21 protein-coding genes and 1 tRNA gene are annotated in these 24,049 nt (G+C 62.2%); 14 read left to right on the forward strand and 8 right to left on the reverse strand.

Annotation, left to right across the window (positions count from 1 at the left end; genetic code table 11):
- Position 1 precedes the first annotated feature (1 nt).
- From gyrA to G4223_RS06860, 5 genes are all read left to right on the forward strand, one after another.
- Positions 2-2,701, forward strand: a complete 2,700-nt coding sequence (gene gyrA / locus G4223_RS06840; RefSeq protein ID WP_163676928.1) for a DNA gyrase subunit A — start codon at positions 2-4, stop codon at positions 2,699-2,701.
- The gene (gene coaD, locus G4223_RS06845; RefSeq protein ID WP_163676929.1) at positions 2,685-3,197 is read left to right on the forward strand and encodes a pantetheine-phosphate adenylyltransferase; all 513 of its coding nucleotides are present in this window, start codon (positions 2,685-2,687) and stop codon (positions 3,195-3,197) included. Before gyrA ends, coaD begins: the two co-directional genes overlap by 17 nt.
- A 39-nt stretch (positions 3,198-3,236) precedes the next feature.
- Positions 3,237-3,716, forward strand: coding sequence for a peptidylprolyl isomerase (locus G4223_RS06850; RefSeq protein WP_163676931.1), 480 nt, complete (start codon positions 3,237-3,239; stop codon positions 3,714-3,716).
- 44 nt (positions 3,717-3,760) lie between these two features.
- Complete coding sequence (locus G4223_RS06855; RefSeq protein WP_241004020.1) at positions 3,761-4,285, forward strand: peptidylprolyl isomerase; 525 nt, start codon at positions 3,761-3,763, stop codon at positions 4,283-4,285.
- Positions 4,286-4,348: 63 nt separating this feature from the next.
- Positions 4,349-4,424: transfer RNA gene (locus tag G4223_RS06860), tRNA-Lys, on the forward strand.
- Between the two features lie 63 nt (positions 4,425-4,487).
- On the opposite strand, the gene G4223_RS06865 is transcribed toward G4223_RS06860, so the two are convergent.
- The 3 genes from G4223_RS06865 to G4223_RS06875 all read right to left on the reverse strand — a co-directional run bounded on the left by G4223_RS06865 (position 4,488) and on the right by G4223_RS06875 (position 5,879).
- A complete protein-coding gene (locus G4223_RS06865; protein WP_163676935.1) occupies positions 4,488-4,766 on the reverse strand; it encodes a hypothetical protein in 279 nt (92 codons plus the stop codon).
- Positions 4,767-5,097: 331 nt separating this feature from the next.
- Positions 5,098-5,391, reverse strand: a complete 294-nt coding sequence (locus G4223_RS06870) for an HNH endonuclease (protein ID WP_241003995.1) — start codon at positions 5,389-5,391, stop codon at positions 5,098-5,100.
- 92 nt (positions 5,392-5,483) lie between these two features.
- Positions 5,484-5,879, reverse strand: a complete 396-nt coding sequence (locus G4223_RS06875; RefSeq protein WP_163676938.1) for a YbaN family protein — start codon at positions 5,877-5,879, stop codon at positions 5,484-5,486.
- A 97-nt stretch (positions 5,880-5,976) separates the two neighbouring features.
- Between G4223_RS06875 and G4223_RS06880 the strand changes: the two genes are divergently transcribed.
- The gene (locus G4223_RS06880) at positions 5,977-6,957 is read left to right on the forward strand and encodes a helix-turn-helix domain-containing protein (protein WP_163676940.1); all 981 of its coding nucleotides are present in this window, start codon (positions 5,977-5,979) and stop codon (positions 6,955-6,957) included.
- Here the strand turns inward: G4223_RS06880 and G4223_RS06885 are convergent.
- Entirely contained in the window at positions 6,922-7,257 is a 336-nt protein-coding gene (locus tag G4223_RS06885) for a hypothetical protein (RefSeq protein WP_163676943.1), read from the reverse strand. The two genes, G4223_RS06880 and G4223_RS06885, sit on opposite strands and share 36 nt — an antisense overlap.
- 115 nt (positions 7,258-7,372) lie before the next feature.
- Between G4223_RS06885 and G4223_RS06890 the strand changes: the two genes are divergently transcribed.
- A complete protein-coding gene (locus G4223_RS06890; RefSeq protein WP_163676946.1) occupies positions 7,373-7,957 on the forward strand; it encodes a BON domain-containing protein in 585 nt (194 codons plus the stop codon).
- A gap of 164 nt (positions 7,958-8,121) precedes the next feature.
- Here the strand turns inward: G4223_RS06890 and argE are convergent, their stop codons facing one another.
- Positions 8,122-9,297 (reverse strand): acetylornithine deacetylase, encoded by a 1,176-nt coding sequence (argE, locus tag G4223_RS06895; protein WP_163676949.1) that lies wholly within the window; start codon positions 9,295-9,297, stop codon positions 8,122-8,124.
- Positions 9,298-9,414: 117 nt separating this feature from the next.
- On the opposite strand from argE, the gene G4223_RS06900 reads away from it, so the two are divergent.
- From G4223_RS06900 to G4223_RS06915, 4 genes are all read left to right on the forward strand, one after another.
- On the forward strand, positions 9,415-11,145 hold the full coding sequence (locus G4223_RS06900) for a peptidase domain-containing ABC transporter (protein ID WP_163676952.1): 1,731 nt from the start codon (positions 9,415-9,417) through the stop codon (positions 11,143-11,145).
- Positions 11,142-13,310 carry a peptidase domain-containing ABC transporter gene (locus G4223_RS06905; protein ID WP_338086835.1) on the forward strand — a complete coding sequence of 723 codons (2,169 nt, stop codon included), beginning with the start codon at positions 11,142-11,144 and terminating at the stop codon, positions 13,308-13,310. The genes G4223_RS06900 and G4223_RS06905 overlap by 4 nt, the downstream gene beginning before the upstream one ends.
- Positions 13,311-13,330: 20 nt before the next feature.
- Positions 13,331-14,716, forward strand: a complete 1,386-nt coding sequence (locus G4223_RS06910; protein ID WP_163676955.1) for an HlyD family type I secretion periplasmic adaptor subunit — start codon at positions 13,331-13,333, stop codon at positions 14,714-14,716.
- Between the two features lie 101 nt (positions 14,717-14,817).
- A complete protein-coding gene (locus tag G4223_RS06915) occupies positions 14,818-15,513 on the forward strand; it encodes a DUF502 domain-containing protein (RefSeq protein ID WP_163676959.1) in 696 nt (231 codons plus the stop codon).
- Here the strand turns inward: G4223_RS06915 and recG are convergent.
- On the reverse strand, positions 15,491-17,572 hold the full coding sequence (gene recG, locus G4223_RS06920) for an ATP-dependent DNA helicase RecG (RefSeq protein WP_163676964.1): 2,082 nt from the start codon (positions 17,570-17,572) through the stop codon (positions 15,491-15,493). The two genes, G4223_RS06915 and recG, sit on opposite strands and share 23 nt — an antisense overlap.
- Before the next feature lie 82 nt (positions 17,573-17,654).
- Here recG and G4223_RS06925 point away from each other — a divergent pair, with 82 nt between their 5' ends.
- Genes G4223_RS06925 through G4223_RS06935 form a run of 3 tightly spaced genes read left to right on the forward strand, consistent with a single transcriptional unit; the run spans position 17,655 to position 22,005 of the window.
- Positions 17,655-17,918 (forward strand): FAD assembly factor SdhE, encoded by a 264-nt coding sequence (locus G4223_RS06925; protein ID WP_241003996.1) that lies wholly within the window; start codon positions 17,655-17,657, stop codon positions 17,916-17,918.
- Positions 17,915-21,391, forward strand: a complete 3,477-nt coding sequence (gene mfd / locus G4223_RS06930) for a transcription-repair coupling factor (protein ID WP_420844436.1) — start codon at positions 17,915-17,917, stop codon at positions 21,389-21,391. The genes G4223_RS06925 and mfd overlap by 4 nt, the downstream gene beginning before the upstream one ends.
- Before the next feature lie 11 nt (positions 21,392-21,402).
- Positions 21,403-22,005, forward strand: a complete 603-nt coding sequence (locus tag G4223_RS06935; RefSeq protein ID WP_163676967.1) for an SAM-dependent methyltransferase — start codon at positions 21,403-21,405, stop codon at positions 22,003-22,005.
- 19 nt (positions 22,006-22,024) lie between these two features.
- On the opposite strand, the gene G4223_RS06940 is transcribed toward G4223_RS06935, so the two are convergent.
- Both G4223_RS06940 and G4223_RS06945 read right to left on the reverse strand, forming a co-directional pair.
- Entirely contained in the window at positions 22,025-22,672 is a 648-nt protein-coding gene (locus G4223_RS06940) for a DsbA family protein (protein WP_163676970.1), read from the reverse strand.
- A gap of 36 nt (positions 22,673-22,708) precedes the next feature.
- Positions 22,709-24,013, reverse strand: a complete 1,305-nt coding sequence (locus G4223_RS06945; protein WP_163676973.1) for a diguanylate cyclase domain-containing protein — start codon at positions 24,011-24,013, stop codon at positions 22,709-22,711.
- Positions 24,014-24,049 lie beyond the last annotated feature (36 nt).

Below are 24,049 nucleotides of genomic sequence, written 5' to 3' on the forward strand. Positions count from 1 at the left end.
GTTGACCACATCTTCTGCGACGCCTCAGTTCGACATCTCTCCGGTCACCATCGAAGAGGAGATGCGGCGCTCCTATCTCGACTACGCCATGAGCGTAATCGTGAGCCGCGCCCTTCCCGATGTGCGCGACGGACTTAAGCCGGTGCACCGGCGCATCCTTTACGCGATGAAGGAAAGCGGCTACGACTACAACAAGCCCTTCCGAAAGTCGGCGCGCATCGTCGGCGACGTCATGGGTAAGTATCACCCGCATGGCGACGCCGCCATCTATGACGCCATGGTGCGCATGGCGCAGTACTTCTCCATGCGCCTGCCGCTCATCGACGGCCAGGGCAATTTCGGGTCCATGGACGGCGACCCGGCGGCGGCCATGCGTTATACCGAGGCGCGCATGGCGCGTTCGGCGCATTTCCTGATCGAGGACATCGACAAGGAAACCGTCGACTTCCAGCCCAATTACGACGATTCCACGGTCGAGCCGTGCGTTTTGCCGGCGCGTTACCCGAACCTGCTGGTCAACGGCGCCGGCGGCATCGCGGTCGGCATGGCCACCAACATCCCGCCCCATAATCTGGGCGAGGTGATCGACGCCTGCTGCGCCTATATCGACCACCCGGACATTACCCCGGAACAGTTGATGGAACTGGTGCCGGGCCCCGATTTCCCGACCGGCGGCCTGATTCTGGGCCGGGCCGGCATCCGTTCCGCCTACACCACCGGGCGTGGTTCGGTGATCATGCGCGGCCGTTGCCATGTGGAGGAGATCCGCAAGGACCGCGAGGCCATCATCATCACCGAGGTTCCCTACCAGGTGAACAAGGCCCGCATGCTCGAACAGATCGCCGAGTTGGTGCGCGACAAGAAGATCGAGGGCGTGTCCGATCTGCGCGACGAATCGGATCGCGAAGGCGTGCGCGTGGTGGTCGAGATCAAGCGAGACGCCATCGCCGACGTGGTTCTGGCCCAGCTTTACAAGTTCACGCCGCTTCAGACGTCGTTCGGTGTCAACGCCCTGGCGTTGAATGGTGGCCGGCCGCAGATGATGCCGCTCAAGGAGATCATCACCGCCTTCGTCGCCTTCCGCGAAGAGGTGATCACCCGGCGTACCATCTACGAATTGGGCAAGGCGCGCGACCGTGCCCATGTGTTGGCCGGTCTGGCCATCGCGGTCGCCAATATCGACGAGGTCATCGCGCTGATCCGCCGCGCTCCCGATCCGCAGACCGCGCGTGAGGAATTGATGACCCGCGCTTGGCCGGCGATGGATGTCGAGCCGTTGATCCGGCTGATCGACGAGCCCGGCCGTGCCATCGTCGATGGCAAGTATCAGCTTTCCGAGGCTCAGGCCAAGGCGATCCTGGACCTGCGCCTGCATCGCCTGACCGGTCTGGAACGGGACAAGATCGGCGACGAGCTGACCGAGATCGGTGCCCAGATCAAGGAATTCCTGGAAATCCTGTCGTCGCGGCCCAGGCTGCTCGAGGTTCTGCGCGGCGAGTTGCTGGAGATCCGCAACCAGTTCGCCACGCCGCGCCGGACCACCATCGAGGACTCCGAGTTCGAAGCCGACATCGAGGACCTGATCGCTCGCGAAGACATGGTGGTGACGGTGACCAACACCGGCTACATCAAGCGCGTGCCGCTCTCGACCTATCGCGCGCAAAAGCGTGGCGGCAAGGGCCGGTCGGGCATGGCCATGAAGGAAGAGGACTTCATCAGCCAGGTGTTCGTGGCCAATACCCATACGCCCATGCTGTTCTTTTCCTCGACCGGCCAGGCCTACAAGCTCAAGGTCTACCGCTTGCCGCTGGGGACCCCCCAGGCCAAGGGCAAGGCCATGGTCAACATCCTGCCGCTGGACGAGAACGAGACCATCTCGACCGTCATGCCCATGCCCGAGGACGAGAGCACCTGGAGCGATCTGCACGTCATGTTCGCCACTTCGGTGGGCGGCGTGCGCCGCAACCTGCTGTCCGACTTCGTCGACATCCGGGCCAACGGCAAGATCGCCATGAAGCTGGGCGAGGCCGAGCGCCTGATCGCCGTGCGCACCTGTTCGGAAAACGACGACGTGTTGCTGGCGACCCGCATGGGCAAGGCCATCCGTTTCCAGGTGGGTGACGTCCGCGTGTTCAAGGGACGCGATTCGACGGGCGTGCGCGGTATCCGCCTGGACGGTGACGAGGTCATCTCCATGTCGATCCTGCACCATGTGGATTTCGACATGGAAACCCGCGACGCCTATATGCGCGGCGACCTGACCGGCCCCGAGGCGGAGCGCATGAGCGCCGACGAGGAAATCATCCTCACCGTCACCGAGAACGGCTACGGCAAGCGCACTTCGGCTTACGAATATCGCATCACCGGCCGTGGCGGCCAAGGCATCGCCAACATCGACCTGACCGAAAAGAACGGTCCGGTCGTGGCGTCGTTCCCGGTCAACCACGAGGACGAGATCATGCTGGTGTCCGATGGCGGCAAGCTGATCCGCATGCCAGTGGACGACATCCGCATCTGTGGCCGCAAGACCCAGGGCGTGATGCTGTTCAGGACCGCCGACGACGAGCGGGTGGTCTCGGTGGCGCGTCTTGGCGACATCGGCGGCAACGGTGACGAGGCCGATGACCTCGACGACACCGAGATCGAGAGCGAAGGCGACGAGGGGGAAAGCATGGGAGAGGGCAATGACGGCAACGACTGAGCGCGTCGGCCTTTATCCGGGGACCTTCGACCCGATCACCAACGGCCATCTCGACATCGTCATGCGCGCCGCCCGCGTGCTTGACCGATTGATCGTCGCGGTGGCGGCCAATGCCGGCAAGGGGCCGTTGTTCACCCTTGACGAGCGGGTCGCACTGGTCCGTGAGGATCTGGCCGAGCGGGCGCAGAAACTGGGGGTCAACATCGAGGTACGGTCGTTCGACAATTTGTTGATCGATTTCGCCCGCCAGTGCGGTGCTCACGTCATCATCCGCGGCCTGCGCGCGGTTTCGGATTTCGAATACGAATTCCAGATGGCCGGCATGAACGCCCGGCTTAGTCCCGACATCGAGACCATGTTCCTCATGGCGTCCGAACGCTGCCAGTTCATTTCCTCGCGCTTCGTCAAGGAAATCGGCCGTTTGGGTGGCGACATCACCTCTTTCGTCAGTCCGCGCGTTCGTGTCGAGCTGAACAAGAAGTTCGGGCTGCAATAATCAAGAGCAGGGGGGACCGTCCCCCTAAGGAGACCGACGGTGGACCGCGAAAACACCCTTTTTCTCGACCTCAAGGACGGCCGCGTGGTGATCGAACTGCGTCCCGACCTTGCCCCAAACCATGTGGCCCGCATCAAGGAACTGGTGCGCGAGGGCTATTATGACGGCCTTAAGTTCCATCGCGTGATCGATGGCTTCATGGCCCAGACCGGCTGTCCGCAAGGCACTGGCACCGGTGGATCAGGGCAGAAGCTGAAGGCCGAGTTCAGCCGCGAGCGCCACGTGCGCGGAACGTGTTCAATGGCCCGCGCCGCCAGCCCGGATTCGGCGGATTCCCAATTCTTCATCATGTTCGCCCCGTCGCCACACCTGGACGGAAAGTATTCCGTCTGGGGACAGGTGGTCGATGGCATGGATTTCGTGGACAACATCAAGAAGGGCAGCAGCTTGGCCAACGGCGCGGTCAAGGACCCGGACGTGATCGTCCGCCTTCAGGTCGCCGCTGACGTCGAAGAATAGAAAGGGGAAGGAGCATGCTCTCGAAATTCCTGAAAGTCCTGGCGATGTTGACCGTCGGCCTGGTGCTGGCGGGGCAGCCCGCCCGCGCAGCCGATCCCGAAAACACCTTGTTTTTGGACCTGCCCTGGGGGCGGGTGGTGATCGAGATGCGTCCCGATCTGGCGCCGCAGCACGTGGCCCGCATCAAGGAACTGGTCCGCAAGGGGTTCTATGACGGGCTTTCCTTCCACCGGGTGATCGCCGGCTTCATGGCCCAGGGCGGTGACCCGACCGGCACCGGCAGCGGGGGATCCGGCATCAAGTTGCCGGCCGAGTTCTCGGGTGAGCATTTCACCCGCGGCGTGGTCGGCATGGCCCGTTCCAGTTCGCCCAACAGTGCCGATTCGCAGTTCTTCATCATGCTCGGCACCACGCCCAGCCTTGATTACAAATACACCATCTGGGGGCGTGTGGTCGAAGGCATGGAACATGTCGACAAGATCACCAAGGGCTCGGAAGCCGACAATGGCGTGGTGTCGCGTCCCGACAAGATCGTGCGCATGCGGGTTGCCGCCGATGTTCGTGAATAGGCGTCAATAGGCGTTGACCGGCGGGTCTCATCTCCCTATGGTGTGCGCCCGTTTCAACGGTGAGAGCCCGTAGCTCAGTCGGTAGAGCACGTGACTTTTAATCATGGGGCCGTGGGTTCGAGTCCCACCGGGCTCACCAAGGAAAAAACCTGCCACGCGCACTGCATGGCAGGTTTTTTTATTCTGCGGCGTGGCTGAAAAATTATTGTCCGCGTTCCGCCGCCGCGCAATTGCCGCGGTCCAGGCTGGAACCGGCTGCCGCGCCGGCATAGGCGCCGGCGGCGGTGCCAAGGGCGGTCATGGCCAGGTTGCCGCTGCCGGCACCGAATTGGGCGCCGGCGAGGGCGCCGCCGAGGCCGCCGATGACGGCGCCGCCAATGGTGTTGGCGGTGTTGCCGCAACGGTTACCGTCAAACGGACCGTTGCCGGCACAGCCGGCCAGGGCGAGCCCGACCACCAGAATGACGATGCTTTTCTTCATCTTGATCCTCGCTTCGCAACTGTCGCGATTGCATCCGACGGATAAGATATGATGCTCCGGCATTGTGGCGACAATCCGGCACCCCGCCATGAAAAACGATAAGCCGTCGGGGTAACCCGACGGCTTTCGCTTTGTTCTTGGACGTCCTCGAATCGAGGTCTTCACCATAGCGGGATGAGCGGTGTTTCGCAACCCCTTTGGGTAGGTTTGCCGTGGCTATGCATTTACAGCAATGTGTCATGCATGCTTATGCCTTTTCGTCGGGCAGGTCAGTGCCGTAAGTTCCTCCTCGCCTAGTGCTTAGGCACTAGGCTTCTTGGACGTTTCCTCCCTAAACTTGAGCCCCTGCTTCGGCAGGGGCTTTTTTTTGTTCGCGCAGCACGGCGACGCAATCTGGCGCTGTGTCGATGTACGGCAACAGGGTTTCGCGCTTCAACCACAACAGACGCCACAATTCCACGAAACCGGGCATACGATCGGCCTTGGCCGCGTTGCAGGAACGGCATGCAGCCACTTCGTTGATCCATTCCGGCAGTCCGCCCAAAGCACGGGGAAAGACATGGTCGATGGTTGCCGAGTCAAGGCGCTTGCGATGACGTGCGCGTTGAGTGAGCGGATCGGGCATGGCGCAGCCGCAGTGAAAACACAATCCGCCCTGGTGTCGCCACAGCGCGTGACACCGTGCCCGGCGCCATGAAGAATCGCGATGATCCGCGGTCATGACGCCGAAGGTGGCCGGCTGGGCTTGGACAAGATGAACCAGGCACCATAGCTCATCACCGCCGCCATGGTTGCCAGCGCGTACCAAGGCGCAGAGGAGAAAAACAGCACCCACGTCATAGAGACCGTCATGGCTGACAGGGCGATGACCTTGGCCCTTATCGGGATGACACGGTGATGTTCCCAATCGCGCACAGGGCGCCCCAGCCATGGGTGGTGGACCAGCCAGGTGTGAAGGCGTTCGGAACTGCGGGCAAAGGCCCAGACGGCCACCAGCAGGAACGGCGTCGTCGGCAAAACCGGAAGGACCACGCCCAAAATTCCCAAGGCCACGCAGACACAGCCCAGTGCCGTCAGCGCCCAGCGCCGCCATAGATTGGTCAATCTCACCATGAGGGGGATCCTAGCACGAAAGCCCGTTTGGTCAGGTGCGTCTTGACACTCAGCACGGTTGCGAACACTGTCAACCTTCCTATTGACGGGGGCTGGGATGAACCTGCTGGACTTGATGCAAGCCGGCGAGGATTTGCGCGACAAGGCCTTGGATCGCCTTGAAAGCATTGTCGCGCAATATTCCTCCTCCGACGACGACGTGCAGGACGAGGCCCTGGCCCGTGCCATTTCCCTATGTGGCAAGGAATGGGGCAGCTACAAGGCGGGGCTGGAGGAGTTGGTTCGTCGCCGGGAGGCGCATTCCAGCTCTACCGACGACCCGCTTGCCATCGAGATGGAGGTTTTACGGCTGCGCGAGGAGGCCGAGGATCCCGGTGCCCTGATTCGCATGGCCCGTGCGAGACGCCAACTGGGTGGGCAGGAAAACACGGAGCGCGCCATGATCGTCGCCCGTTACGGCTCGTTTGAAGCCGCCGTCTCTCTTACTCCGGTGGAGACCATGTTCGTTTCGGCTGCGTGCCATCTGGCCGATTCCGATCCTTTGGCGGTGGACGGGGAGGGCATTGCCGAGGCCGACGGTCCCTGGGCGACCTTGGCCGGGTGGTCGGTGCCGTGGCACGAAATCCCAGCCGCGTTGGCGCTGGTGGTCACCGATGTCTGTCCGCTGCCGACCAGTGTCGCCGATGCGCGAGCCGAGGCACTGAGCTGGGAAGAACGCAAGCGCGAGCGTGAAATTCTGGCCGACGGTCCGGGAAAAGCCGTGTTGCCGACCGCTTGCGCCGCCCGTCACCGCATGGTCGAGGACGCTTGGCGACGTGACCTGCCAGTGCGTGACGCGGCCGAGTTCGAGGCGCGTCTGGATTATTGGGCGTCGCGAGGGGGGGATGACGGCACGGGCTATGGCGTCTTATTGCTGGATTGGCGACGTCTGGGGGGGATGGCGCTGCCGTCAAGCGGCGAACGGACCAAGGAAAAAGCCCGCCGATTGCGTGCCGAACACCCTGACTGGTCCTTGGCGCGTATCGGCAAGGAATTGGGAATCTCACGTCAGGCGGTGCACAAGCACCTCAAATTGTGACGCCTTGAGATTTCTTGTATCTGCAACCGATTCTTTCGGCGTAGCCCTTATGCCTCTGGTCAATGGAGGCGAGCCGTTTGCGCCATAGAGCGAAGCGATAACGGCCGTTACAGTCGGTTCATGGGTTTCATTGGGGTAAGGAAGAAAACCATGAGCCGGTGTCATCTGTGTGGGCATCCTTTGCCGCATCATCACCAGGATTGCCGTGCACACGATGATCTTGCCTTGTTCGCCCGTGTCTACCATCGTCTGCGTGCAGAACAGCGCAACCCGATACTCCAGGAAAATCTGGAACGGCACTTGGTCCGCCATGGCCGGTTGGATGGCGACCAGGCGGCCTGAACTCTGTCGGGCTGTTGGCTGACGACCGGGTTGGCGCTATGGTTGACGCGGTTTTCCCTGGGAGCGACATTCCATGCGCCGATTGATCGCCACGCTTGCTTTGGTTCTCTTCAGCGTTCCCGCCTCGGCCCAACTCATGGACGTCCTGACGGCTCCCAAGACCCTGATCGACCGGGCGATCGAGGCCCGTTCCGCCAGCGATATCGCCAAGGACAACGAGATCGTGGTCAAGGTCAACGCCATCATGGGCGAACTTGGCACAGTCAAGGCCTCGACCGAGATTTATGAACAGCGTCTTCTGATCACCGGAGTGTTCGACGACAAGGCACTTTACGACCGCTTCGAAAGCAAGGTTCGTATGGTCAAGGGGGTGCGCAAGCTGTATTGGCACGTCGCTTACGTGGCCAAGGACGATTCGCGACGCAAGACCATGCTGGATTGGGCTGACGCTACCGTGATGGCTGCCAAGGCGCAAGGGCGGCTGGTCGGCACCGCCGGCGTGGCCGACGTCAATTTCCGCGTCACCTCGGACGCCTTTGCCTCGGTCTATCTGCTGGGACGCGCCCGTTCGCAGGAAGAAGCGAAGAAGGCCCTGGCCCGTGCGCGCGACGGTAAGGGCGTCAAGAAGGTGGTTTCCTACGTGGATGTGCGCCCCTGATGCGGTTGGCTCGCCGTCTGGCGGTCTATATGGCCTGTGCTGTCGTCTTGGCGGCGTTCGCACCGGTCCTGCCGTTTCGTTACCTAGCGGCAGGCGGTGTCATCGTTGCTTTTCTGGCTCTGGTCGATCTGATGCAGGCGGGCCGGCATCGGCGAAAGGATTGATCAGCGCGCACTCATGCGGTCGAGCAGGCGGCGCAGGAAAGCCTCGCCCTGCGCGATCTGATCGAAGGTGATGAATTCGTCGGGCTTATGTGCCTGCAAGATGCTGCCCGGACCGCACACCACCGTCGGAATGCCGGCATCGTGGAACAGGCCGGCTTCGGTGGTGAAGCTGACTTTCTCGGTGTCGTTGTTGCCCGAGAGTTGGCGCGCCAACATCGCCGCCTCGTCGTCAGGAGCGGTGTCCAGACCGGCGGTCGTGTTGTGTTCATCGAACATGATGCCGCTGGCTTCGTCGATCTCCAGCATTTCGGGTACCAAAGCCTGGGCGAACGCCCTGAGTTCGGCCATCAGGTCCTCGACATCATGGTTGGGCAGGTTGCGGAATTCGAATTCGAAACCGCAGCGGGCCGGCACGATGTTGAGCGCCGTCCCGCCAGTAATGACGCCGGTGTGCACGGTGGTATAGGGCGGGTCGTAGCCGAAATCGAAGGGACCGTCGTCACGGATGCGGCGTTGCATCCGGCGCAGGAACGCCACCATCTCGGCGGCGATTTCAACAGCGTTGACCCCTCGATGGTTCAAGGCCGAGTGGCATTCCTTTCCATGCACCTCGCAGCGAACGCTTTTTTTACCCTTATGGCCGATGATCACCTTCATTTCCGTCGGTTCACCGACAATGCACAGGCGGGGGCGCACGGCAAGGGCGCCCAGATCGTGGATCAGGCGGCGGGCACCGATACAGCCGACCTCCTCGTCATAGGAAAAGGCGAAATGAACCGGAATCTCAAGACGTCGGGAAGCGAAATCGGGGGCCAAGGCCAGGCACAGGGCGATGAAGCTTTTCATGTCCGCCGTGCCGCGGCCGTACAGCCTGTTTTCGCCCAGCCGCGCGTGAAAGGGATCGGAACTCCAATCCTGGCCTTCGACCGGCACCACGTCGCTGTGGCCCGACAGCACTATGCCCGGCCGGTCGTCGGGGCCGATGGTGGCGAACAGGTTGGCCTTGCCCTGGCTGTCGTCGTATGTAAGCCGGATCTTGGCGCCGAGCGACCCCAAAAGGTCGGCCGCGAAGCCGATAAAGTGCAGATTGGACTTGTAGCTTGTGGTATCGAAGCCAATCAGGCGTTCGATCATGGCAAGGGCTTGTTGGGATGGCTTGACAGAAGTCTCGGTCAACGTGCGTCTCGCTGGCAATCTGCGGAAAGGCGACGCTCCATCATAGAGCCTGTGACGGGAAAGTTGCCAGTGGCCGTATCTCGGCTTAAGTGAAGGGCAGGGGACAGGAACGGGGAAATGGGTGTGGCGGATTCCGATACGGCGACAACAGGCGGAAAGACAAGGCCGGCCTTTCGGCTCAGTTCGCTTTCGACGCTGAAGTCGAATGCGTTCGACTTGGCGGTGGCGTCGTTGTTCCTGAACATTCTCGGGCTTGCCATGCCCATGTCGTTGTTGCAGGTCTACGACCGCATCCTGCCCAACAAGTCGACCGGCACCATGATTTTGTTATTGCTCAGCGTCTTGGGGGCTTTGGCGCTTGAGAGCCTTCTTAATTTCGGACGTTCCTGGGTGACCGGTTGGGTTGGTGCCCGTTTCGAGCACAAGGCCAGTTGCGAGGCGTTGCGCCGCCTGACCATGACCGGCATCGACAATTTTGAAACGGAAGGGGCGGGCGTCCATCTGGAACGCATGAACTCGTTGGCGACAGTACGCGAGTTTTATGCCGGCCAAGCGCTTCTGACCATCCTCGACCTGCCTTTCGCCCTGCTGTATCTGGGACTGGTGGCGCTGATGGGCGGCTATCTGGTGCTGGTCCCGGTGTTTCTGCTGGCGGCCTTTGGCTTCGCCGCCATGAAGGTGGGGCATTCCCTGCGTGGGGCGATCCAGAAGCGCATTTCGGCCGACGATCGGCGGTTCAACTTCATCATCGAGGTTCTGGGCGGCATTCACAGCGTCAAGGCCATGTCCATGGAGGCGCAGATGGTGCGCCGCTATGAACGCCTTCAGGAAAGCTGCGCCGAAAGCTATCACGGCGTGGCGTTGAAAAGCGCCAACGCACTTGGCGTGTCGTCGTTCTTTTCCCAGATGACCACCATTACGGTCGCCGCGTTCGGCAGTCTGGTGGTGATGGATGGCAACATGACCACTGGTGGTCTTGCCGCCTGTTCCTTGCTGGCCGGCCGCGCCATGGCCCCGCTCCAGAAGGCGCTGGGGGTGTGGACGCGGTTCCAGACGTTCCTTCTGGCGCGTGAACGGCTGGAAGAGATTTTCAAGCTTCCGGCGGAAGCTGCCGGTAACCTTCCTAAGATGGAAAGCATTCGCGGCCGTCTTGAACTGGAAGGGGTCAGTTTTCGGTTCGGGGACAAAGCTCCCGACATTATTTCTGACGCTTCCATATCCATCCAAGAAGGCGAATGCATCGCCATCCTGGGGGGCAACGGATCGGGCAAGACGACGCTTCTGACCCTGATGCAGGGGGCGATCCGGCCCAAGACCGGGCGCGTTCTGATCGACGGATTGGATGTCACCCAATACGATCCACAATCGGTACGCGACAAGATCGCCTACTTGCCGCAGATGGGCGTGTTGTTCCAGGGAACCATCTTGCAGAACATCACCATGTTCCGTCCCGAACTCGAGGATGTGGCGGTGGAAACCGCGGCTCTTCTGGGATTGGACGAGGTGGTCGCCACCATGCCCATGGGCTTCGACAGCAGTGTCGGCGATGGCGCCTACGATTCGCTGCCGCGCGGCATCAAACAGCGTATCGCTATCGCCCGTGCCCTGGTCAACAATCCGCGCATCGTCTTGTTCGACGAAGCCAACACCGCCGTCGATGGCGCGGGCGACAACTTCCTCAGGGTGTGGCTGGAACGGGCCAAGGGTAAACGCACCTTGGTTCTGGTGACCCATCGCCCGTCTTTGGTGAAACTGGCCGACCGGGTTTTCGACCTGGACCGGGGGCGTTTGACCCCGCGTCCCCATCAGGAACAGCGTCCCGCCCTGGCCACGGGAGGGCAACCGTGACTTCTGCCCCGATGATCGCCGCGCAGCCCAAGGCCAGCGCCCAGGCTATCGAGCATTATCAACAACATCTGGCGCAAAACGCGTTGGGTGGGTTCAGTGCCGCCTCCGACCTCGCCGCCTGTCTGTTGCCGTTGCTCAAATCCTTGGGATGGAAGGGCGATCCGCGCAACGTGGCCGAAGCGTTGCCTCATTTCGCCAACGATCTGGATTTGACCGGCCTGCGCAACGTCATGGCGACCCTGAATTATTCCAGCCGGCCCGAACGGGTGACGGTGGACGAGGTCGATCCACGCCTGTTGCCGTGTCTGTTCCTGCCTGACCGCGAGCATGCGCTGGTCGTCAAGTCCAACCGCGACGGCGTCATCGAGGTGTTCGACAGCGCGCAAGGCGAAAGCCGCGAGTTGGAAAACCCTCATGTCCGCGGCACAGCCTATTTCTTCACTCCCATGGCGGCCGACACCGGGCCATTGCGTGGGGGCTGGTTCCGCCATGTTCTCGACCGTTTCCGGCCATTGTTCTGGCAGGCGTTCTTCGTGACCCTGTTCCTGAACATCATGAGCCTGGGGGCGCCCATTTTCGTCATGAACGTGTACGACAAGGTGATCGGGACCGGGTCGATCCCGACGCTTCTGGCGTTTTGTATCGGTGTCGGCATCGCGTTGGTGTTCGACACCATTCTGCGTGGTGTCCGCGCGCGTATCCTGGCCTTCATCGGCGCGCGGCTTGACCACATCATGGGCAACAACATCTTCCAGCACATCCTGTCGCTGCCGCCCGGTTTCACCGAACGCGCAACCATCGGCGCCCAGGTGGCGCGCATCAAGGATTTCGAGTCGGTGCGCGAGTTCTTCACCGGACCGTTGGCGACGGTGTTCATGGAGCTTCCGTTCGCCATCTTCTATTTCGCGGTCATTTTCTGGTTGGGCGGTGTCCTGGCGCTGGTTCCGGTGATCGGAACGGCCCTTTTCATCCTTGGCGGCATCCTGGTCATGCCGATCGTTCGCAAGAACGTGGCTATCGCCGGCCGGGCCGCGTCGCGCCGCCAGGAATTCCTGGTCGAGACCCTGGGCAAGATGCGCGCGGTCAAGCTTTCGGCCGGCGAACAGAACTGGCTTAAACGCTATCGCGACATGTCGGCGCGTGCCGCCTATGGCGGGTTCAAGAACGGCGTGTTCGCCAGCATCGTGACGGGTGGTTCCAACGCGTTGATCGTCACCGCCGGCATGGCGACCATCGCCATCGGCGTCATGGGCGTCATCGAGGGGACCATGACCACCGGCGGCCTGATCGCGGCCATGATGCTGGTATGGCGGGTGCTCTCGCCGTTGCAAACCGCGTTCACCCTGATCCAGCGTATCGAGCAGGTGAGGGGGTCGATCACCCAGATCGACAGCCTGATGAATCTTAAGCCGGAACGCGATCCGCGCGCCATGGTGGCCCCCATCAAGAACCTCAAGGGACGGGTGTCGTTCTCGCGCGTTTCGTTGCGTTATTCCAACGACGCCGATCCGGCTTTGGTGGGCGTGTCGTTCGACGTCGAGCCCGGCGAGGTGGTGGCCGTCACCGGACGCAACGGTTCAGGCAAGTCGACCATCATCAAGATGATCCTGGGGCTTTATACGCCGCAAGCGGGATCGATCCGTATCGACAGTTCCGATATCCGTCAGATCGACCCGGTCGAGTTGCGTCACGCTGTCGCTTATGTGCCGCAGGTATGCAACCTGTATTTCGGCACCATCGCCCAAAATTTGCGTCTGGCGGCACCGACAGCCACCGACGCAGACATCCGCTGGGCTTGCGAGATGGCGGACGTCTGGGATGAAATCCAGGCATTGCCGCGTGGCCTCGACACCCGTGTCGGTGACGGTTCGTCCGACCACCTGCCGACCAGTTTCGTCCAGAAATTGTCGCTGACGCGGGCCTATCTCAAGCGCAGTCCGTTGATGTTGTTCGACGAGCCGGTCAACGGCCTGGATTTCGAAGGCGACCGCCAGTTCATGCAGGCGGTGGACTTCTTCCGTGGTCAGTCCACCATCTTCATGGTCACCCATCGTCCCAGCCATCTGCGGTTCGCCGACCGCATCTTGGTGTTTGACGCCGGTTATCTGCGTCTTGCCGGTCCCGCCGAAGAAGTTCGCGCCCGTATTCCTCCCGATTTGATCTAGCCCCGGGATTTGATGTCGCCATGAGCAGCCAGAGCCTCGTCCCTCGCCCCCCCGATTTGCCGGCCCCCCACGAGCAGGCCCCCCGGCCGGTGGTCAAGCAATCGAGCCGCGTTACCCGTCATCTGGCCCAGGCGGTGCAGTTGGAGGAAAGCGGCACCGCGCCACTGATCCGTTTCACCATGTTGTTGGCGTCGGTGGCGTGCATAGCCTTCGTCACCTGGGCGGCTTTCACCCATATCGACGAAGTGGCCATGGCCGAGGGCGAAGTGATCCCGGTCGGGTCGGTCAAGACGGTGCAGCACCTGGAAGGGGGACAGGTCGAAGAGATCCTGGTCAAGGAAGGCGAGTTGGTTGATGCCGACCAGCCCTTGCTTAAGTTGTCGCCGGCCGCCGCCCTGGCCGATCTGGAACAGACTCGTGCCCGCGAAATGACGCTGTTGCTGAAGTCGGAACGTATCCGGGCGTTCGTCGATGGCCGTCAGCCCGATTTTTCATTCGGCAAGGGATACGAACGGCTGATCGCCGACAATCTGGCCATCTGGCAAGGCCAGATTCAGGCTCGTGACAACTCGCGATTAGTGATCATGTCGCAGATCGACCAGAAACGCTCCGACCTGCATGTCCTGGAAAATCAGCAATCGTCGTTGCACGACCAGATTTCCTCGCTGCAACAGGTCATGTCCATGAAAGAGGAACTGGTCAACAAGGGCCTTATCAGCCGCGTCAATTATTTCGACGCCAAACGCGAACTGGCCCGTGTCCAGGGCGAATTGACCCGCACTGTTGGCCAGGCCATCACCGCCCGCGACGCCTTGCGGGAAATGGAACAGCGCCTTGACGATCAGCAATCCACCCTGGTCAAGCAAAGCATGGACGAGTTGGGCGTCACCATCGCCGAACTGGCCCAGGTTCAGGAAAGCATCGGCCGTCTTGAGGACAAGGTGAAGCGCCTGATCATTCCGTCACCGGTGCGGGGCTATGTCAAAGGGTTGACGGTGCGCAATTCCGGCGCGGTGATCCAGCCGGGCGGCGTGGTGTGCGACGTGGTGCCCGTCGACCGCGAAATGAAGGTCGAGGCCAAGGTGCAGCCGCGCGATGTCGGCCATCTCAAGGTCGGGCAAAAGGTCAAGGTCAAGGTCACCACCTACGACTTCGCGCGTTATGGCGCGATCTTCGGAGAATTGCAGGCGGTGTCGGCCACCAGCTTCCTGAATGAAAAGAACGAGCCCTATTTCAAGGCCCAGGTCAAGTTGGACCGGAACTTTGTTGGCCGTGATCCGGGAATGCATGTGGTGACCCCCGGCATGACGGTTCAGACGGAAATCATCACCGGCAACAAGACGTTGTTGCAATACATGCTGAAACCCATCTTCACCCAGATGGAGCAAAGCTTCCACGAGCGGTGACAGGGGCGGGACCACATTCCCGCATGAGGGAAAACGCTAGGTTGCGCCGGGGCTCCGCCTCGGCCATCCTGTCGTGACCCATTCCCTGCCCCCTCCCGGACATGACCAGCCAGACTCCAGAAATTTCCCCGCCGCCCCCGGAACCCGAAAAGCTACCCTGGCACCTCACTTTGCTGGGGCGCCTCAGGGCCTATTTTTTCGCCGGCATCTTGGTTACCGCTCCGGTTTCCATCACCTTCTATCTGGCTTGGAAGTTCATCTTGTTCATGGACGACCAAGTGTCGCCACTGATTCCCCCGGCTTTCAATCCCAAGAACTGGGGCATTCCCGGTTTCGGTCTGGTGGCGGTGGTGGTGTCGCTGACCCTTGTCGGAGCGTTGACCGCCGGATTCTTCGGCCGCGTTCTGGTGCGGCTGTACGATACGGTGCTGGAACGCATGCCGGTGTTGCGCGGCATCTATTCCGCGGTGAAGCAGATTTTCGAAACCATGCTGGCGCAAAAGGCCAACGCCTTTCGCGAAGTGGCGTTGATCGAATATCCGCGCAAGGGAATCTGGACGCTGGCTTTCATTACGGGAACGCCAAAGGGACAATTGCGGTCCTGTTTCGATGATGAAATGGTCAACGTCTTCGTGCCGACCACGCCCAATCCCACGTCTGGATTTCTGTTGTTTCTGCCGAAACGTGATGTCCGCATTCTGGACATGAGTGTCGAGGACGGCATCAAGATGGTGGTTTCCACCGGCATCATCACGCCGTCGGAAAAGCCGCAGGTCAGCCCGAACGCAAGGTCCTGACCGCCGCGTCGCGGTCGAACAGGTAAAGCAATACCCGCAACGCCTGACCTCTGGGGCTGGACAGGTCGGGATCCCGTCCGAGGATCAACCCGGCATCGTCCCGCGCCGCCGCCAACAGGTCACCATGGACGGAAAGGTCGGCCAGGGCGAATTCCGGCAGGCCGCTCTGCTTGGTTCCCAAAACTTCGCCGCCGCCACGCAGCCGCAAATCTTCCTCGGCGATCAGAAAACCGTCTTCGGTGGCGCGCATGATCTCAAGCCGCGCCTTGGCGTTTTCCGACAACGGCGAATCATAGAGCAACAGGCAGGTGGAAGCCCCGGTGCCTCGCCCGACACGGCCACGCAACTGGTGCAATTGGGCCAGACCGAAGCGTTCGGCGTGCTCGATGACCATGATGGTCGCCTCGGGTACGTTGACCCCCACTTCGATGACCGTGGTGGCGACCAGGATTTCAAGCGCGCCTTCGGCGAACTCGGCCATCACCTTGTCCTTGGCCGGGCCCTTCATCTTACCATGCACCAATCCCACCCGGTCACCGAACAACTGGCTCAGGTGGCGGTGGCGGTCCTCGGCCGCCGCCAGATCGGAGTTTTCCGATTCCTCGACCAAAGGGCAAACCCAATAGACCCGAGCCCCCGCCCGAATGGCGCGGGCGACACCGCCGATGACGTCTTCCATGCGCGCCAATGGCAAGACACGCGTGTCAACAGGTTGACGTCCCGGAGGCTTTTCATCCAGGCGCGAACCATCCATGTCGCCATAGGCGGTCAACAGCAAGGTGCGGGGAATAGGGGTGGCGGTCATCACCAGCACGTCCACCGCGCTTCCCTTGGCCGCCAGTTCCAGGCGCTGGTGAACGCCAAAGCGATGCTGTTCGTCGATGACCGCCAGGGCGAGGTCACGAAAGACGACGTCTTCCTGGAACAGGGCATGGGTGCCGACAAGAATATCGATTTCACCATCCGCCAAGGCCGCAAGAATGCGGTCGCGCGCTTTTCCCTTGTCGCGCCCGGTCAATAGCCCGATCCGAACCCCGGCGCTGGCGGCCAAGGGCTCGATGGTGGCAAGGTGCTGGCGAGCCAGGATTTCCGTCGGCGCCATGATCGCCGCCTGTGCGCCGGTTTCCACGGCACTGAGCGCCGCCAACAGCGCCACGATCGTCTTGCCGCTGCCGACATCACCCTGAAGCAGCCTCAGCATGCGGATCGGTTCTGCCATGTCGGCGTCGATTTCGGCCAAGGCACGGGTCTGGGCCCTCGTCAACGACCACGGCAGAGCTGCCAGAACCTGGGTGCGCAGACGGCCGTCCCCCTTGACCGGGCGTCCCTTCAGTTTCCGCATGCTGGCACGCACCATGGCCAAGGCCAGTTGGTTGGCCAACAATTCGTCATAGGCCAGCCGTCGGCGAGACGGGGAATCCTCGATCACCGCACGTTCGCTGTCGGGACGATGCAGGTTTTCAAGCGCGGCCCGCCAACCAGGGCTTTTTTGTCGGGCCAGCCAGGACTCGTCCTGCCATTCCGGCAAATCCGGGGCGCGGTCCAGTGCCGCGCGCACGGTCTTCGCCACCATGCGCGCCGAAAGCCCGGCAGTCAGCGGATAAACCGGCTCAACCGTCATGACGGCATCTTGTTCCGATGGCGGAACCATGTGGTCGGGATGGGTGATCTGGATTTCGTTATTGAAGTGCTCGACCACGCCGCTGACGACCCGCCACTCGCCCTCGGGCAATTGCCGGCGCAGCCAGTCCTCGCGGCCGTGGAAAAACACCAGGTGCAGGAAGCCGGTGTCGTCTGAACAGCGCACCCGATAAGGTCGTTTGGCACTGGACGAGGGGAAATGGGTGTCCACATGCACCAACATCGTCGCCACCTTGCCCGACGGCGCCTCGGCGATTTTTGGATTGAAACGGCGGTCGACCACTCCCGACGGCAGATGCCACAACAGATCCACCACCCGTTCGCCACATAATTTGGCGTAAAGAGGCGCCATCTTGGCCCCGATTCCGGGCAAGGTGGTGATTGACGCGAACAAGGGGTTCAACAGGGATGGGCGCATGAAAAGGTGTGCTTGGTGGCTGACAGGCGGGCGGGAACGCTCTATATCCTAGGCTCCCTTGTTATTGAAGCATGCCAACGCGATGGACGCACGACTGAAACGACTGATGTTCCGGGCCCACCACATGGGGTCCAATGAAAACGACATCCTGTTTGGTGGGTTCGCCGACAAATATCTGGCGGGGCTGAACGCCGAACAGGTGGACCGGTTCGAGGCGTTGCTGGCTGAAACCGACACCGACCTGTTCAACTGGGTCACCGCCAAGGAACCGGCGCCAGAGCGGCTGGATCACGATGTGATGCGCATGCTCGTGGCTTATGTCCAGAACGAAGCGGCTCCCATTTGAAACGGCTCGAGGAATTCCTGGAGGGGGTGGCGCGCGTCGCCGTGGGCGGCGCCCCCGAAGGGGTTGACGCCTTGGCTGTCGCCCGGATGGCCCAAGCGCAGGGTGGTCGCGAGGTTCTGCATGTCGCCCGCGACGAGGGGCGCATGGCCCGCATGGCGGAATGCCTGGCTTTTTTCGCTCCCGATGTGGAGGTCCTGGAATTTCCCGGCTGGGATTGCGTGCCCTATGACCGGGTGTCACCCAATGTTGACATCGTCGCCCGGCGTGTCGATTGCCTGGTTCGGCTGGCCGCCGGCACCGTAAAGGGGGCGCGGGTGGTGCTGACCACGGTGTCGGCCCTGTTGCAGCGGGTTCCGCCGCGCCAGATTCTGGCCGGAGCCAGCTTTTCCGCCCGCGTCGGCAACCGCATGGACGTGGATGGGGTGGTTTCGTTTCTGAATCGCAACGGGTATACCCGTGCCGATACGGTGATGGAACCGGGCGAATACGCGGTGCGGGGCGGCATCGTTGACCTGTTTCCTCCGGGAACGCCCGAGCCGGTTCGTTTGGACTTCTTCGGCGACGAGTTGGAAAGCATCCGCGCCTTCGACCCCATGAGTCAGCGCACCACCGGCAAGATGGACAGCTTTTCGCTGGCCCCGGTCAGCGAGGTCATTCTGGACGAAGCGTCGATTGCCCGGTTCCGCTCGGGTTATCGCGAGTTGTTCGGCAATCCCTCGGGGGCGGACCCGCTGTACGAGGCCATTTCCGGCGGCATCAAATTCACCGGAATGGAGCATTGGTTGCCGCTGTTCCATGACGGCCTGGACACCTTGTTCGCTTATGTGCCGGATGCCGTGGTGTCCCTTGACCATCAGGTCGAAGAAGCACGCGACGCCCGCCAGTCCCTGATCTTGGAATATTACGAGGCCCGGCGGACCATCAGTGGTGCCGGTCTGGCGGAATCGGGCATGGTTTACCACCCCTTGCCACCCCCCAGGCTTTACCTGGAAAAAGACGAATGGGACCGCTTGTTGGCGGCCCGGCCCGGCTTCACCCTGTCTCCCTTTGCCATGCCAGAAAACGTCAACCATGCAGTTGACATTGACGGCCGTTCCGGCCACGACTTCGCCGACGTGCGGGCGCGGCCCGGCGCCAACGTCTACGAGGCTGTGCGGGATTATGTTGAAGGCGAAATGAACTCCGGCCGCCGGGCCGTGATCGCCGCCTGGACCGCTGGCTCGCGGGATCGCCTGGGCCACCTTCTGGCTGACCACGGCATCAAGGTTGACGCGGTTGACAACTGGACCGAAGCCCAGGCCTTGGACAAGGGGCGGGTGCCGCTGGTGGTGCTGGGGCTGGATCACGGCTTTCTGTTGCCTGACCTTGCCCTGATCACGGAACAGGACATTCTGGGCGACCGTCTGGCGCGGCCGGCCCGCAAGAAGAAAAAAGGCTCGCAGTTCATCGCCGAAGCCTCGGCTCTGGCCGAAGGCGATCTGGTGGTCCATGTCGAGCACGGTATCGGTCGCTATGACGGGCTCGAAACGCTTCAGGTGGGGGGGGCTCCCCACGATTGCCTGAGGGTTCTTTACGACGGCGGCGACAAGCTGTTCGTCCCGGTCGAGAACATCGACGTCCTGACCCGCTATGGCTCGGAAGACGCCGCCACCCAGCTCGACAAGCTGGGGGGAGCGGCGTGGCAGGCCCGCAAGGCCAAGCTGAAAAAGCGTATCCGCGACATGGCCGACCAGTTGATCGCCATCGCCGCCCAACGCCAGATGCGCAAGGCAGACGCCCTTAGTCCGCCCGAGGGATTGTGGGACGAGTTCTGCGCCCGTTTCCCCTATGCCGAGACCGAGGACCAAAGCCGCGCCATCGAAGACGCCATCGCCGACTTGCAATCCGGGCGGCCCATGGACCGGCTGGTATGCGGCGACGTCGGGTTCGGCAAGACCGAGGTGGCCATGCGTGCCGCCTTCGTCGCCGCCATGGCCGGCATGCAGGTTGCCATCGTGGTGCCGACCACCTTGCTGGCCCGCCAGCACTACCGCAATTTCGCCGAGCGTTTCAAAGGGCTGCCGATCAACGTCGAGCAATTGTCGCGTCTGGTGACCGCCAAGCATGCGTCCGAGGTCAAGAAGGGGATCGCCGATGGCTCCATCGACATCGTCGTCGGAACCCACGCTCTGTTGGCGAAGAACATCACCTTCAAGCGTCTAGGCCTGTTGATCGTCGACGAGGAACAGCATTTCGGCGTGGCCCACAAGGAACGCCTGAAACAGCTCAAGACCGACGTGCATGTGCTGACGCTGACCGCGACGCCCATTCCGCGCACCTTGCAACTGGCGTTGACCGGCGTGAAGGAAATGAGCGTCATCGCCACACCGCCGGTGGACCGTCTGGCGGTGCGCACTTTCGTCCTGCCATTCGATCCGGTGGTGGTGCGCGAGGCCATCTTGCGCGAACGCTATCGCGGCGGTCAGGTGTTTTATGTCTGTCCGCGTCTGGCCGATATCGACCGCGTCGCCGACCGCATCAACAAGCTGGTGCCCGAAGTCAAATGCGCGGTGGCCCATGGCCGGTTGACGCCGACCGAGTTGGAAGAGGTGATGACCGCGTTCGGCGACAAGCAATATGACGTGCTGTTGTCCACCAACATCATCGAATCCGGCATCGATATGCCCAGCGTCAACACCTTGATCATTCACCGTGCCGACATGTTCGGCCTGGGCCAGCTTTACCAACTGCGCGGCCGTGTCGGACGCGGCAAGACCCGTGGTTACGCCTATTTCACCTTGCCCACCGACAAGGTGCTGTCAAAGACCGCGGAAAAGCGCCTTCAGGTCATGCAGGCTTTGGACACTCTGGGGGCCGGCTTCCAATTGGCCAGCCATGACCTGGACATCCGCGGTGCCGGCAATCTGTTGGGCGAGGAACAATCGGGCCATATCCGTGAAGTCGGTATCGAGCTTTACCAGCAACTGATCGAGGAGGCGGTCGCCGCCGCCAAGGGTGGCGAGGGGAGCGTCGCGATCGAGGATTGGTCGCCGCAGATCACCATCGGCACTCCGGTCCTGATCCCGGATTCCTATGTTCACGACCTGTCGGTGCGGTTGTCGCTTTATCGTCGCATCGCCACCTTGGCCGACACCGCCGAGATCGACGCCTTGGCCGCCGAATTGGTCGACCGCTTCGGCAAGTTGCCGCCCGAGGTGGACAATTTGTTGCAGGTGGTGGCGATCAAGGCCGCCTGTAAGCAAGCCAATGTCGAGAAAGTGGACGCCGGCCCCAAGGGGGCGGTTATCACCTTCCGCAATAATTCCTTCCCGAACCCGGCGGGTCTTGTCCAATTGATCAGCCAGCAATTGGGCACCGCCAAATTGCGGCCCGACCACAAATTGGTGTTCATCCGCACCTGGGAGGAACCGAAAGCACGGGTCAAGGCATTGCAGAAGCTGATGACCCGTCTGGTGGAAATCGCCAAAGGCTGAACGGGTGAAGCATGTCGCAATTCTGGGACGGAAAATTCGCGGCCGAGGAATACGTCTACGGCCATGAGCCCAACGCCCATCTGGTGGCGCAGGCCACCCGCATCCCCCTGGGCGCGCGGGTGCTGGTCCCCGGAGACGGCGAAGGACGCAATGGCGTCTGGCTGGCCGAACAGGGTTTCAAGGTGCTGTCGGTGGACGCTTCCGTCGTCGGCCTGGACAAGGCCCGCAAACTGGCAGCACAACGCGGCGTCGCCATCGCCACCCAACAGGCGAATTTGCTGACTTGGGACTGGCCGGTCGCGGCCTTCGACGCGGTGGTGTCGATCTTTCTGCATTTTCCGTCGAAGGAAAGAAGGATCGCTCATGCGGCCATGGCGGCGGCGCTTCGTCCCGGCGGCGTGCTGATCCTTGAAGCCTTCCGTCCCGAGCAGTTGGACTTTGCCAGCGGCGGCCCCAAGGACCCGGATTTGCTGTACCGGGCCGACGATCTACGGGCCGATTTCGCCATGCTGAACGTTGTCGTGCTCGAAGAGACCCTGGGCACGCTTGACGAAGGCCCGTTTCACCAAGGCCCCGGTGCCGTGGTCCGTCTGGTGGCGGTCAAGGACGCCTGATAAAGGGGTGGGGCAGGGGTCAGGACAGCGCCGCTTCGGCCTCGGCTTCGCGGGCGATGTCGATCAAACGCAACAGCACGTCCGGTTCCTGGGCCCCGGCCACCGCGTAAACACCATCCAACACCAAGCATGGCACGCCGTTGACGCCCAGGCGATGGGCTCGGGCGTTGTCGTTCAACACGGCCGCGATGTCGCTGTCGGATCGCAGATAGCTTTGCAACGCCGCGACCGGCAATCCCACGCTTTCTCCGATCGCCAGCAACTCGGTGACCGAACCGATATCCCGGCCTTCGCAGAAATAGGCTCGATACAGGGCCTCGACCGTGTCGGCCTCGCGCCCCTGACCGCCGGCGAAACGGATCATACGATGGGAGTTCATGGTGTTGGGCGCGCGTTGAATGCGCTCGAAGTCGAAAGCGATTCCCTCGGCCTCGCCAGCGGCCGCCACGGCGCTGTGGACCCGCTGCACACGGGCGGGACCGCCGAACTTGCGGTCAAGATAGGCGCGCCGGTCGATGCCTTCGGGCGGGATGTCGGGATTGAGCAGAAACGGGCGCCATTGGATGGCGGCACGGGTATCCGGCCGTTGGGCCAGCGCCCTTTCCAATCGGCGTTTCCCCACGTAGCACCAGGGACATACGGTGTCGAAGATGTATTCGATTTTCACGTCGCGCCCCTGCGATTCCCGGTGTCCCCCGACGTGTCAGTCGATGTTGCCACGCGCACGCGCCAGCAGCGAGGTCACCGTGTCGCCATCGCGCACGTCGGTACAGCCGACCTGTACCCAGACCTTGACCGGCTGGTAGACCTCGCGGACGGCGAAATCCGTGTAGGCCAGCACGCCGGCGATGCGATGCATCACCACTTCGGCCTCGCTCAACGGCGTGTCGGGCAGCACCACGCAAAATTCATTGGGCGCATAGGCCGTCGTCAAATCTTCGGCACGCAACAACCCGGTGATCCATTGCCCGACCTGTTGGGTCAGGTGCAAGGCCGCGTCGTCGCCGAACTGGTGCCGGACACCGTCGATGTTGGGGGCGGCGAAGAAGACCACCGCCATGTGGCGATCCTGAAGTTTGGCCCGTTCCAGACGCGCCGCCACATAGGCGTCGAAGAAAGCGCGGCCATAGGCCCCGGTGACGGGATCACGGGTGGCTGGCGTCAGGCTGTCAGCCAAGGCGGCACGGATGCTCCAACGCAATTGCTGGCGCCGAACCAGGGACAGGACCACCGAATGCAGAACATGCGGATCGACGGAGCGGCCAAGAACGCGGCTGGCGCCACGGCGATAGGCGTCGCCCGCCGAAACATCGCTCAACAACACCATGGGTAGGTTGAACAGGCGCGGATTGTTGCGCACCTGGGAACAGAAGCCCAGAACCCCCTCGGGGTCCTCGGCGAAGGCGACAAGTGCCGCGTCGAAATTACGACGCCCCAGAACTTCCTCGGCCTCGAACAAGGACGGGACCTGCTCGATCGAGCCGATATCCTTGAGCAAAGCCCGGAAATCGGCGGCCACGTCGCCAATCAACAACAGGGCAGGAGGGGCGTCGAACGGACCGCCGACCCGTTCGCGGGCCTCGATGCCGAAGCCGCGGGCGATCTGTGCGCGCTGCCGCAGTTCAGCATGCATGATTTCAAGACGGACCAGCGGCCGCAGGCGGGCCTGGAGTTCGCCATCGTCGCAGCCCACGGCCATCACGTCGTCAAGGCCGGCATCCAAGGCACGGCGGCACAGGCCGGCAGTGACGGTTTCGGCGAACAACAGGACCGGAATGTCGCCTGTCGCGGTATCGGCCTTGACCGTCGTCCCGAAGGCGACAGCTTCGCCGCTGTCGGGTTCGCCGACCAAGATCAGGTCGGGATGCTCGGACCGCGCCTGGACCAGCCCGGCCTCCGCTTGGGCCTGAACGGTGGCGTGGTAGCCGCCATCGGCCAGCCGCTGTCGCAGCCCCTGGGCGCGTTGGGCGTTTCCGTCGACAATCAGGACGTTGGCGAGGCGAATCATTGAAGGGGTCCGTTCCCAAGGCTGTCTTCTGAAACC

Source organism: Magnetospirillum aberrantis SpK, assembly GCF_011022235.1.
Classification (GTDB): Bacteria; Pseudomonadota; Alphaproteobacteria; order Rhodospirillales; family Magnetospirillaceae; genus Magnetospirillum; species Magnetospirillum aberrantis.